The organism is Psychrobacter glacincola, from assembly GCF_904846075.1.
In the GTDB taxonomy this organism is placed as follows: domain Bacteria; phylum Pseudomonadota; class Gammaproteobacteria; order Pseudomonadales; family Moraxellaceae; genus Psychrobacter; species Psychrobacter glacincola_C.
The window spans coordinates 562,537-574,943 of record NZ_CAJGZH010000002.1; the positions used below are offsets into that span (position 1 = coordinate 562,537).

The window sequence follows — 12,407 nt, forward strand, 5'->3', positions numbered from 1 at the left end:
GACGAGCGTGATGCTTGTTTAACAACGGCTATATACCATTTTATCCCTCTACGCAGATTATCCACCCATGAGTACTGAATACCAGTTTAAGCCCCATGAACGACCATTCATGCTTGGCTCGCCTGCCACCCCTGATCACCCTGTGCGCCGTAAAGTATTTTATTTACTGATTGGTATTTTTATCGGCTTAACTGCCAGCTTTCAGAACGGTCTATTGGTCGCGAATCTCACTCAAATCCAAGGCGAAATGGGTTTAACGCCCGTAGAAGGTGGCTGGATATCAGTCGCCTACAATATGACCAATGCTTGTGTCACGGTGCTGCTGTACAAAATTCGCCAGCAATTTGGCATGTCGTTATTTAGCAAAACCACTTTGTTCTTTTTATTGGCAGCCACCAGTATGCAGTGGTTGGTCAGTAGCAATCTACTCAGTACGACGATTGGGGTTAGCATTGAGCCTTATTATTTAGAACTGCTCGCCCGTGGCTTTAGTGGTGTGGTGGCTAGTGCGATGACGGTATTGTCTATTTTTTATTGTCTACAAGGCATGCCAACTGCTCGGCGTATCAGCGGACTTATTTTGGGCTTTGGCTTGGTGCAGTTTGGCATTCCACTGTCACGGATTATCTCGCCTTATTTAGCCGTTGATGGTCAGCTTGAAGGTTTATTTTTATTTCAAGTGGGATTATCGCTGATTTGCTTTGGGCTTATTAACATTCTTGAGCTACCACCGGGCAACACGGAAAAGGTCTTTGAAAAACTTGATTTGGTGAGTTTTGGCTTTTTTGCCAGTGGTCTTGCCGCCCTATCGGTATTTTTAGTACAAGGTAGAATTCAATGGTGGACAATGCCTTGGCTTAGCTATCCACTGATTATTGCCGTCGTGACTATCTCGATTGCTTTATGGATTGAGACGCACCGCAAAAACCCTATGTTACAAGTGCGCTGGATGCGTAGTCGCACCATTATTGCCTTTATGATTACTGGTGCCGTCATGCGTATTTTGCTGTCTGAGCAAAGTGTGGGCGCCGCAGGATTATTAGCAAACCTTGGTTATGGTAATGACCAGCTGATTGTTTTTTATGCCATCATCTTGGTGGCTAGCATACTGGCATTAGTGATTAGCATTTTTACCACCAAGGCGACGGATCTGCGCCGACCCGTGATTTTTGCGGTTACATTAATTGCGATTGGTGCATGGATAGATACGGGTGTGTCGCTGAACTCTGCCCCTTATATGTTTTATTTCAGTCAGTTTATAATCGCTTTTGCTGCCGTTTACTTTATGGGACCAATGGTATTTGAAGGTATGTTTCGCGCCATTGCTAACGGACCTGCCTATATTATTAGCTTTTCGGTGATTTTTGGTATTTCACAAACGATCGGCGGTTTGGCAGGCGCGGCAGGTATTCAAGCATTTACCACCATTCGTACTCAGATGCATTATGCCGATATGGTCAGTTCAATGAATAACACTGATCCTGCTACGATGACCCAAATGCTACAGGGCGTGCAACGTCAAGCAACGGTCGCCGCTTATGATGATTTATTCTTTTTGATGGCCGTGGGCGCCACTATCACTGCGCTATATTTATTGATGATTTATTTTTATTACCTTTATCATAAACGCAATCCACTTGGTAAAGAACTTGCCGCATTGGCAGAAATGATGGGCAAAAAATAACAGGTGATAATCATATCGATTTGTTGCTGTTACCTTTTCTTCTTATGCTAATTACTATATTTTAAAAAGTTATCCACTATGTTTACTAATCTCATTAGGAGCGCATCATGAGCGAAGACAAGTTAAATGATCTTGATGACCATAATCAAGACACCGCTCAAGATGCCACCCAAAATACTGCTGAAAACAATCAGACATCATCCAATGCAGCAGCAATAGAGATGCCTCTAAACCAATCGAAAAATGATGATACTGTGACCGTACCGAAAAAAGAGGACTCGGTAATAACGTCAGTTGCTGATGCTGATGAAACACCAATGCCGCCAAAAGAGCCTATTCCTGACGCTACGGGTTGGTCGCCTAAAAAGAAATCTTACTTTAACCTAGGCTTATTGATTGCACTAATCATTATTGGCGTACTTTTGATTCTTTATGCATGGAAGCTACCGCCCTTTACGCCTACGGTTCAGCAGACTAATAATGCCTTTGTAAAAGGTCAAACAACGATTATCAGCCCGCAAGTTTCTGGCTATGTCACAGAAGTGGCAGTGCAAGATTTTGAAAATGTACAAGCAGGTGATTTATTGGTCAAGATAGACGACCGTGCCTTTTTGCAGCAGCTCGAACAAGCACAAGCCAATATCGAAGTCGCTATGACCGACCGCTCAAGCAATGCGCAAGATACGGGCACCAGTCAGGCACAAATCGAAGCACGTAAAGCGGACTTATATAGTGCCAAAGTCAGCGTTGATAGTGCACGCGAAGATGTAAAGCGCTATCAAGGGCTTGATGCGATTGGCGCAGTATCCAAAGCTGAAGTTGCTCATGCCCAAGCTCAGCTCGCTCAAGCACAAGCGGGCGTGCAGCAAGCAGAAGCCAATTTACAAGTCGCCCTTGAGGCCAGCAAAAAAACCAGTGGTAGCCGCTCATCACTCGATGCCAATATTAAAAATGCAGAAGCAGTTGCTAAGCAAGCACAGATTAATTTAGACAATACGATTATTACTGCCCCTGAATCAGGACAACTGAGTCAAGTCAGCGTCAAAGCGGGGCAATATGTCAGCGCCGGCACACAGCTCATGTATGTGGTGCCAAAAGGTGTGTGGATTATCGCCAACTTTAAAGAAACCCAAGTGGCAAATATGACTGTCGGTGAGCCTGCAACTATTCATGTGGATGCGTTAGACGGCATTAAGTTTCGAGGTCAGGTCAGCAATATCTCGCCAGCGACTGGCAGTGAATTTAGCGCGGGCGCGGCAAACCCTGCGACTGGCAATTATATTAAAATCGCTCAGCGTATTCCGGTACGAATAGATTTAGAGCAAGGACAACCTGAGCTTGCGCAATTGCGCCCCGGTATGTCGGTATCGGTCGATGTCGATACTCAAAGAAACGAAAGGTAAAAGAATATTTGCTTGCTACTATTCATCATTTTTGATGCTGCGTATGTTTATAGTCAGTTTATGATAAATTGACTATATGAAAGGAATGATAATGCGGAATAAGATAATAGGGTTAAGTGCTTTACTCATTTTATCAGGGTGCATAAAAAATCATAAAAATACGGAAGTTCAATTGGTCGAGTTTAAACGGACATCATCATATTATGAAATAACTTTTTTATCAGAAGCTAATTTTTCAATACGTGAATCAACTAGAAATACAGGGAGTTATATACATTGTATCAACGATAAACGAATCTATGATGATAAATACATTCCTGACTACTCTTCGAATAATTATTTGAGCGGCAATATTCCTAAAAACACCAAACCTACTGCTGACACACTTTCAGATCAATACATCTATAGCATCAAACTTGATTCTTCAACATACTTAGAGAACGACAAAACTTTATATTGCCGTATATTTACAGGAAACTTCCCAGGAAAGCTAAAAAAGTCGCAAGTACTCGAGCTTATACCATAAAGCTTTTAATAAAATTAGGTGCTGTTGCTGTTTAGAGCAGCAACAGCACCTAAGAAATCACTCTCTGCTTATATCTAAATATAAACAGCAAATATGTTTAAGGTAATAAACGCTTGGTACTCCAGCTTTCACCATTGTCTTTAGTATAGACAATACGGTCATGCATACGATTGGCACGACCTTGCCAAAACTCAATCTCATGAATGCTAATCTCGTAACCACCCCAAAACGCTGGTGTTGGCACTTGGCTACCTTCTGGATACTGGTTTTGCAGCTCATCAAACTTGGCTTGCATCACTTCACGATCAGCAACCTCGCCACTTTGCGGTTGACTGACCCATGCACCCACTTGACTGTCGTGAGGGCGCTTTTGAAAGTAAGCAGCTGACTTATTAGCATCGATTTTAGCAATACTGCCACTAATACGTACTTGACGCTCCAGCTCGTGCCAAAAGAATAGCGCTTCGGCATTCGGGTTTTCGGCAATATCTTGACCTTTAGCACTTTCATAGTTGGTATAAAACACCACACCATTTTCAGTAATCTCACGCATAAGTACGATGCGCACGCTAGGTTTATTATCAGCACCGCACGTCGCTAGACTCATCGCATAAGGCTCTTGCACCTTTTGTGCTATTGCCTCATTCATCCATTCTTTTAGTAGCTCAAATGGAGAGTCTGGAATGGACTGTTGATCAAGCTCACCTTTTTCGTATGACAAACGCTGATCGGTAAAATCCATGCTCATAAAATATTCCTTATTTTAATATAACTATGTTATGACTTTAACCCAATACTGCTTTGATATGGTCAGCCAAATCATTTGCCAATACATCACATTCTATTTCATCATCCGACTCAACCATCACACGTATCATAGGCTCTGTACCTGACTGTCGAATGAGCAGACGACCACGACCCTCTAAAGTAGCCTGTGCTTTTGCAAAAGCAGCAACCAGCTCTTCATGTTCAAACGGATCTTGCATTTTACTTAAGCGTACATTGACCAGTTTTTGTGGCAATTTTTCAAAGCCTTCGGTCAAATCACTGAGCGCTTTACCGCGGGCTTGCATCACCGCAAGCACTTGCAAGCCGGCGATAATTGCATCACCCGTACGACTCTTATCTAAACATAGAATATGACCCGATGGTTCGCCGCCCAGTATCCAGCCATTCGCTTCAAGCTCATGCATCACATAACGATCGCCTACTTTTGCACGTGTAAATTTAATATCTGCCGCTTTGAGTGCCAACTCTAAGCCCATGTTACTCATGAGCGTACCAACCACACCTTTCGCCTTAGTATGACCTTGGGTAGCAAGTACGTATAAAATGCCATCGCCGTCGACCAGATTACCAGCCTCATCAACCATCACAATACGATCGCCATCACCGTCTAGTGCGATACCAACATCTGCCTCGTGCTCAATCACTGCTTTCTGTAAGCCTTCAGGATGGGTAGAGCCGCAGTCGGCATTGATATTGACGCCATCAGGCGTATTGTTAATAGCAATCACATTGGCACCCAATTCACGCATGACTCTCGGTGCCACGCTATAGCCTGCACCATTGGCACAATCTACGACGACAGTCAGATGACTCAAGTCGTACTGATAGGGAAAACTGCCTTTACAGAATTCGATATAGCGACCTTTGGCATCATTGATTCGATTATTTTTCCCTAATTGTGCTGGATCAAGAATAGGCATGATCACATTATTGTCCGCCTCAGAGGCACTCATAATCGCTTTTAGCTTGTCATTAATAGAGTTTTGCATCTCATCAGTCAGCTTTTTGCCATCACCTGAAAACAGTTTGATACCGTTATCATAGTAAGGATTGTGCGACGCTGAAATAACTACCCCAGCATCTGCATTAAAACTACGGGTCAAATGCGCAATCGCTGGTGTGGGTAATGGTCCAAGCATATGCACATCAACACCAGCGGCATTAAACCCCGCTTGCAATGCGCCTTCAATCACATAACCTGACAGCCGCGTATCCTTACCGATGACCACGCTTGGCTTGCGAGCAGGGTTGTCATTATTCTCTATCAGCACACGTCCCGTCACATAGCCCAATTTTAAAATAAAATCAGGGGTAATCGGCGACTCACCGAATTTTCCGCGAATACCATCGGTGCCAAAGTAGCTCATTATGTATGCTCCCAAATCTAAGAGTGAAAACCAGACGAATACGCAAACAATAACGTATAAACAGTCTAAGTAGTTATTATTATAATCCGCTTGTGTATTTTACAAAAAAAACAGCCAACAATAACAAGGCATTGTTGGCTGTTTGTATCTTAAGGTCACTGCAGCCCTGCAAAATAGCTATCGTTGACGTAATGCAGGATTATAAAAGACCTTTTAATTCACACGATAGTTCGGTGCTTCTTTGGTGATTTGAACATCATGGACATGCGACTCTTTCATACCCGCCGATGTCACCTTAATGAATTGCGGATTGGTACGCATATCTTCGATGGTCGCAGAGCCAGTATAACCCATTGATGAGCGCAAACCGCCAACCAACTGATTAACAATACCAGCAACTGGACCTTTATAAGGAACTCGGCCTTCGATACCTTCTGGTACTAATTTCTCTACGCCATCTTTAGCATCTTGGAAGTAACGATCTGATGAGCCATTTGAGCCTGACATGGCACCAAGGCTACCCATACCGCGGTAAGCTTTGTAGTAACGACCTTGGAACAGCTCAACTTCACCTGGCGCTTCTTCTGTACCCGCCATCAATGAGCCTACCATGATGCACGAAGCACCAGCGGCAATGGCTTTTGCCATATCACCTGAATAGCGAATACCACCATCAGCAATCAGTGGAATACTGTCTTTTAATGCGCTAGCGACGTTATCGATGGCTGAGATTTGCGGCACACCGATACCAGCGATGATACGCGTAGTGCAGATAGAGCCAGGGCCAATACCGACTTTTACCGCATCAGCGCCTGCATCACGTAGTGCAAGTGCAGCATCCCCTGTTGCGATATTGCCACCGATGACTTGTACGTGTGGATAGTGCTTTTTAATCCAAGACACCTTATCAATCACGCCTTTTGAATGACCATGTGCGGTATCAACCACGATGATATCGACGTCAGCAGCGATTAACGCTTCAACACGCGCTTGGGTATCTGCACCAGTACCAACAGCAGCACCAACACGCAGACGACCTTGCTCATCTTTACAAGCATTTGGATTGTTTTCAGCTTTTGCAAAATCATTAACCGTAATCAAACCACGTAAGCGGAAATAATCATCGATAACGATGACTTTTTCAATGCGGTGCTCATGTAGCAGACGTTTAATATTTTCGTTGCTTTCACCTTCATGTACTGTCACCAACTGATCTTTTGGCGTCATGATTTTACTAACTGGCAAAGACAGATTGGTTTCAAAGCGCCAATCTCTGTGAGTCACAATACCCACGACATTATCAGTGCCTCTTTCTACCACAGGTACGCCTGAGATATTATTGTCTTGCGTCAGCTGTAGCAGATCACCAATCGTCATCTCTGGATGCACAGTAATCGGATCTACAACCGTACCTGCTTCAAATTTTTTGACGCGGCGTACTTGTGTGGCTTGCTTGGCGATATCCATGCTCTTGTGCAAGATACCCATACCGCCTAACTGTGCCATCGTAATGGCCATTTCAGATTCGGTCACGGTATCCATCGCGGCAGAAATCAGCGGTAGATTCAGCGTGATATTTTTGGTCAAACGGGTAGTCAGATCGGCAGTTTTTGGCAAGACTTCAGAATAAGCTGGCAACAATAAAACGTCATCAAAGGTTAAGGCTTCATCGACAATTCGCAACATACAGACCCCTAGTGGTGGTTATTTTGATGGGTGGGATATTTTTGGCATTAAGACAATCAACCAAAATCACCGATATGACTTTATGAAGCTAAAGTCTTAAAATTAAAGACCTCGTATCACAAAGTTTTAGATAATCAGCAATGAGCCAGCCGGTGTTTGTGATTAAACAAACAGAGACACTCGAAAATTGCAATTGATTGATGTTAATAAGTTTGCACAAATATAGCGCGCCCCTACTCTTAATCGCTCATTTATCCCTTAAAAATAACGCCATATTATAACAAATAATCAGACAAATCGCATGCTATATTTGTCAGCTTATTTTGCTAGCGCTTGTCTATCGATATCGACGTCTGTAAAGCTCAGCTATTTAAAAGCATAGAAAACATACTCAATCGTCGGTTACTGGTCTTTACCCTTCAATATCAAACGTTCAGCAGGCAGATAAGCTTTTTGTTTGCTATATAAATAATTCAGCATCTGCTCACGTATCTCACAGGCCAGTGTCCATGCTTCTATGGGACCTACCGCTGAAACAGCGCCGCGCAGGTGAATAATGTTGGCAGTCACCTCAACGACAAACATTTCAGGCTCAGTTTTGTTGTCCCAAAGCTTATTGTCTTTGACCGCCGATATAAATTGCTGGCGAATGGCGTCAATATCTGCGCCATAATCGACATATAAAAACACAGGACAGGTCTGATGTACTTCAGTATGTGACCAGTTTTCTACCGTTTCGGTGATCAGCTCGCGCATCGGCACGATCAATCGACGTTCATCCCATGTTTTGAGTACCGCATACGTATAACGCAGGTCTTCAACGGTACTAAAGTTGCCATCCATTATCACACTGTCGCCAATTCGTACCGGCTGAGTCACGGCCACCTGTACCCCAGCAATGATGTTACCCAGTATCGGCTGCGCGGCAATTCCGATGACCACGCCTGCGATACCAGCCGAGGTCAATAGCGTTTTGCCAAGACCTTCCATATTGGCAAATTCACTGAGACCAATCCAAATACTGCCTAGAATCATGACAAAAATAAAGACGCGGCGAAATATCGATACATAAGTACGGCGACGGCGTTCTTTATCAAAGTGCTCTTCAGCCAGATTTTCAATTTGTAGGCTTTGATAGCGATTAGCGAAAAAGTTAATAACGCGAATGCCAAGCCATAAGGTGCTAAATACTAGCCCAATCCAGATAAGCGGACGAGTCGATGAAGCTACTGCATCCAAATAAGGAAAGCCCCCTGACACCAAAGTAAAGACGAGCAAAAAACTGATGGTAAAAGTCAACGGCACGGTCAGCTTATTAACCAAATCTGCCACGCCATTAGTACTACCAACATAATTACTGTATTTTTCATCGTCGATATAACGGCTGATGATTTTTTCCGTGCCTTTACTAAGTAACCATCCTACTCCCATGGTCACTAAGAAAAACAGTGCTAATGCCAAAAACTCCCATAGTGCGATACTGAAAATCTTAAGTTTTAACCACCCAGGTAAATAACGCTCAAATTCCGCTGGATGATATTGCTCATAGAGATTGTCGATATTATCAACTGTCTGTGCAGAAAACACCCAAATAGGCGCAGCCTCACCAACCCGTACTCGTTGCAAATAAATGGGGACACGGCGCTCACGATAGTCAATATAGCCTAGCTGAATCGAACGTCTAGGAATGCCCATAATACTACTGGTATTGCCAAGCGGCGGCTCGATTAAACCATCTGGGCGATCTGGCAGATCATCAAAAACGTAAAGCTCTTTTTCCGTTAACAAAAAATCCAACCGTTTTGATAACTCGAGCGCGTGGTTACGCTGAATTTTCTGATCGATTAAATTCATGTTAAGTGCATAAGCAGCCAAATCGTATTGTTGCTTCATGACCGCTGACTGAAAAAATTCTAAAGTCGCTAGTGGCGTGGTCAAATTTGGCAGCTCAGACAACGGCGGCAAGCCTACATTGAGCTTGTTTAGCAAATAATAACTTTCATTGTATTCACCCGTCAGTCCAGAATCGCCCTGCAAATTACCCGCTTGCTCTACTGCATTGCGCTCGGTAGGATCAAATATTTCTTCTGCAACGCCAGAGATGCTGAGGCTTTCGTCTTTAATTGTATTGATTTTCTGAGTAGCATATTCAGCCAGATTATCGGGCTTGCTGACTGAATTCGATGACGAGCTGGACTGCTCACCCGCAGCTTGTTCGCTATCGCTAGTGCTTGCGGCCTTAGCGGGTGCAAACACAGCACTCATGCTGACTATGAAAAAAACCAATAGTAATGACAAGGTACTGGCGCGCACATTCCAACGCTGAGCGTTAGGATAGTAGTCACCGTCGGTATCAGTTGCTATACGATGACCGCCAACAATGCTTTTTTTGAGAATATTCATATTTTAAAAGCCATTAATTCACTTGATGTTTGCATCTCTTGAAGTTTGCCTACAAAGCTTATTCTTACATATATTGCATAGCCAATTTAGCTTCATCTTTATGGTTTGACTGCCATTTATCTTGTTCTTAGTACCATTTTTAAAATGATGATACACCCTAGTTTAGTCTATAAAAAAAGCCAGCTCAAAGCTGACTTAGTTTATGACTATCTATATGGGTGTTCTGTAACATGATTGCCTTAAGCGCGGCGCCATGTCGTGCCAGCGCGGCTGTCTTCAAGCTCAATACCAGCATCTTTTAGCTGCTCCCGTATCTCATCAGCACGAGCAAAGTTTTTGTTGGTTTTGGCATCCGCACGCTCAATGATTAAACCATCGATAGTGTCATCGGTTAACCCATCATCCGCCTGTTCACCAATCACTGCTTGCAAAAACTGTTGAACTGGCTGCTGTAAAATATTGAGTACCTGTGCCAACGTTTTGAGCTGCTCTGCTAATTGCCATGCGGTGTCTACGTCTTCGGCTTTAATAGCTTTATTAATGTCGCGCGCAAGCCCAAACAGTACACTAATTGCCGTTGAACTATTAAAATCATCGTTCATGGCTTTGATGAAATCTTGTCCAGCACTGCTGCTATAAGCATCATTTATCAGCGTATCACTGACGACGAGCGCCTGCCCTTTTTGTTGTTCGGCCAATTTTAATGCATTATATAATCTGCTTAGGCTATTATGTGCTTCATCCAATGCGTTGTCAGAAAAATTGACTTGGCTTCGATAATGGCTTGATAATAAGAAAAAGCGCACCGTTTCAGGCAGGTATTTTGCCATCACGTCACGAATAGTAAAAAAGTTACCCAACGACTTGGACATTTTTTCGCCATCGACATTAATGAAACCGACATGCATCCAGTTACGCGCGTATTCACAGCCGGTCGCGGCTTCAGACTGCGCTATCTCGTTTTCGTGATGCGGAAATTGCAAGTCATGACCACCGCCATGAATATCAAAGGTGCTACCCAAGCACTTAGTCGACATCGCTGAGCATTCGATATGCCAACCTGGACGCCCTTGACCCCATGGCGACGCCCATTGTGGCTCATTGGGTTTTGCTGCCTTCCATAAGACAAAATCAAACGGATTGCGTTTGTCATTTTCGACATCGACACGTGAACCTGCTTGCATCTCATCGAGATTGCGCTTAGATAATTTACCATAATCTGCAAAATTATCGACGGCATAGTAGACATCACCATTGTCGCCTGCGTACGCATAATTACCTGTGACCAAGGTCTCAATCATTTGCTGCATATCATCGATATGATCAGTCGCGCGCGGCTCAGCGTCTGGCATCTCGCAGCCAAGAGCGGTTGCATCTTCGTGCATGGCTTCAATAAAACGCTGCGTTAACGTACCAATCTCTTCGCCGTTCTCAGCGGCACGAGCGATGATCTTGTCATCAATATCGGTGATATTGCGCACATAATTAACGTCATAGCCTAACTGAGCCAACCAGCGCACTACCATGTCAAAGCCAACCATCACCCGCGCATGCCCAATATGACAATAATCATAAACGGTCATACCGCACACATACATGCCTACTTGCCCTGATTTGAGTGGTACAAACTGACGTTTTCCGCCAGTCAGTGAGTCATGAATAGCAAGCTGAGACATCGCATCGGCAAGTGGTGTGGTCATGGTCAAAAAGCCTTTTAATATAAATGAAATAGATAAAATAAAAACAAAAATATAATCAATGTTTGGATATTAAACAGCACTGACTATGGTCGTTATAACTGTAAAAATAGCGGCAACATAAAACCTAACCCATTATCTTAGCGAAAACAGCCATAAAATACTACAATGAGCCCGCAACTAACATCATTCAATCATAAAAACTGTTAAGGATTTAGATATGGGCAATCGTTTAAGCAAAATATATACGCGTACTGGAGATGACGGTAGCACTGGCATGGCAGACGGCAGCCGCGTCAGCAAAGCAGACAATCTATTTAGCGTAATGGGTGATATCGACGAGCTTAACTCACACATTGGTCTGGTACGTGCTCAGTTACAGCATAATAAAGGGCAATCTATAGAAAAAGAATTTTCTCAAGCGTTAGTCATCATTCAGCATTTATTGTTTAATATCGGTGGTGAGCTGGCTATGCCAGAATATGAAGGCGTCAATGCCACTCACATTACATGGTTAGAACAGCAAATTGATGCGATGAATACGACCTTGCCGCCGCTAAAAGATTTTATCTTGCCCACAGGTTCAGTATTGGTCAGCCAACTACACGTTGCGCGTACAGTCTGTCGCCGTGCTGAGCGCCAAGCAGTGCTATTACAGCAAGAGCGACCACAAGCGATTCGCAGTACGGCCGTGAGCTTTATCAATCGCTTATCGGATTGGTTGTTTGTCGCTGCTCGCTTTTGTACAGATCCCAACAAAGTCTCTGAAGTCTTATGGGACAGTCAGGTATTACAAAAATTCGCTGATAAAAACTAATTGCGCATGACTACTTCAGTGGACTAAAACGCTAA

At 43.6% G+C, this 12,407-nt stretch carries 9 protein-coding genes; 4 read left to right on the plus strand and 5 right to left on the minus strand.

The features are described from left to right. The first annotated feature begins 67 nt into the window (after positions 1 to 67). The 3 genes from JMW85_RS08500 to JMW85_RS08510 all read left to right on the plus strand — a co-directional run bounded on the left by JMW85_RS08500 (position 68) and on the right by JMW85_RS08510 (position 3,613). Positions 68 to 1,684 (plus strand): MFS transporter, encoded by a 1,617-nt coding sequence (locus tag JMW85_RS08500; RefSeq protein WP_201581451.1) that lies wholly within the window; start codon positions 68 to 70, stop codon positions 1,682 to 1,684. 107 nt (positions 1,685 to 1,791) lie between these two features. Next, complete coding sequence (locus JMW85_RS08505) at positions 1,792 to 3,087, plus strand: HlyD family secretion protein (RefSeq protein ID WP_201581452.1); 1,296 nt, start codon at positions 1,792 to 1,794, stop codon at positions 3,085 to 3,087. A 91-nt stretch (positions 3,088 to 3,178) separates the two neighbouring features. Continuing rightward, a complete protein-coding gene (locus tag JMW85_RS08510) occupies positions 3,179 to 3,613 on the plus strand; it encodes a hypothetical protein (protein WP_045446328.1) in 435 nt (144 codons plus the stop codon). Positions 3,614 to 3,710: 97 nt separating this feature from the next. On the opposite strand, the gene pdxH is transcribed toward JMW85_RS08510, so the two are convergent. The 5 genes from pdxH to cysS form a co-directional block, all read right to left on the minus strand. Further along, positions 3,711 to 4,355 carry a pyridoxamine 5'-phosphate oxidase gene (gene pdxH, locus JMW85_RS08515; RefSeq protein ID WP_201581805.1) on the minus strand — a complete coding sequence of 215 codons (645 nt, stop codon included), beginning with the start codon at positions 4,353 to 4,355 and terminating at the stop codon, positions 3,711 to 3,713. Between the two features lie 43 nt (positions 4,356 to 4,398). Beyond that, entirely contained in the window at positions 4,399 to 5,769 is a 1,371-nt protein-coding gene (glmM, locus tag JMW85_RS08520) for a phosphoglucosamine mutase (RefSeq protein ID WP_201581453.1), read from the minus strand. Between the two features lie 213 nt (positions 5,770 to 5,982). Continuing rightward, positions 5,983 to 7,455, minus strand: coding sequence for an IMP dehydrogenase (gene guaB, locus JMW85_RS08525; RefSeq protein ID WP_201581454.1), 1,473 nt, complete (start codon positions 7,453 to 7,455; stop codon positions 5,983 to 5,985). 402 nt (positions 7,456 to 7,857) lie between these two features. Then, positions 7,858 to 9,858, minus strand: coding sequence for a mechanosensitive ion channel family protein (locus JMW85_RS08530; protein WP_227681738.1), 2,001 nt, complete (start codon positions 9,856 to 9,858; stop codon positions 7,858 to 7,860). Between the two features lie 239 nt (positions 9,859 to 10,097). Next, positions 10,098 to 11,558, minus strand: coding sequence for a cysteine--tRNA ligase (gene cysS / locus JMW85_RS08535; protein ID WP_201581455.1), 1,461 nt, complete (start codon positions 11,556 to 11,558; stop codon positions 10,098 to 10,100). A gap of 217 nt (positions 11,559 to 11,775) precedes the next feature. Here cysS and JMW85_RS08540 point away from each other — a divergent pair, with 217 nt between their 5' ends. After that, a complete protein-coding gene (locus tag JMW85_RS08540) occupies positions 11,776 to 12,372 on the plus strand; it encodes a cob(I)yrinic acid a,c-diamide adenosyltransferase (protein WP_201581456.1) in 597 nt (198 codons plus the stop codon). The last annotated feature ends 35 nt before the right edge of the window (positions 12,373 to 12,407 follow it).